This window comes from Lachnoanaerobaculum sp. MSX33, from assembly GCF_000512995.1.
Lineage (GTDB): Bacteria > Bacillota > Clostridia > Lachnospirales > Lachnospiraceae > Lachnoanaerobaculum.
In genome coordinates, this window is sequence record NZ_AZXX01000052.1 from 1 (window position 1) to 703 (window position 703).

Genomic DNA, 703 nt, shown 5'->3' on the forward strand with positions numbered 1-703 from the left:
GGATATAGTAAATGTATTGTTGTTTGGCGGGAAGAAAGTGGTAGAGGAAGAAACACTTTTTGATGCCGTTACAGACAGTGCATTAAAAATAGACGGAAGAGTCAGGTTTCAAGACAGAGATGTTGCGAAATATTGGAAAGACAGTCAGATAAATATAGCACTTTTAGGAATAGAGAATCAGACAAATCCGGATAAATTTATGCCGCTAAGAGTAATGGGATATGACGGATTGGAGTATACAAGGCAGATCAGAAAAGAATGTAATGGTGAAAGTAAATACCCTGTGATTACCTTGGTATTATATCTTGGTTATGATAAAAAATGGACATACCCGAAGAATCTATTCGGGGTTTTAGATATAGATGAAGAGCTTAAGCCATATGTAAATGACTATAAGATTAATTTATTTGAGATAGCATATCTGGACAGAGAAACAATAGATTCTTTTAAAAGTGACTTTTGGATACTTGCAGATTATTTGTATCAAATGCGGGTAAATAAGAATTATGTTGCAGATAAGAGGTCAATAGGTCATATAGAGGAATTACTGATGCTAATGTCTGCAATGACAGGAGATAAGAGGTTTGAAGATATTATAGACGAAGCAAATAAGAAGGAGGTTGTGAATATGTGCGAAGTATTGGATATAGTTGAGGCAAGAGGGATAGAAAAAGGTGCCGATATAATAAGCAGGTTAAATACG

The 703-nt window shown here is 34.9% G+C and carries 1 protein-coding gene; it reads left to right on the top strand.

Annotation, left to right across the window (positions count from 1 at the left end):
• A partial coding sequence (locus HMPREF1495_RS04680) for an Rpn family recombination-promoting nuclease/putative transposase (protein ID WP_034212499.1) occupies positions 1-703 on the top strand: 703 nt, incomplete at both ends.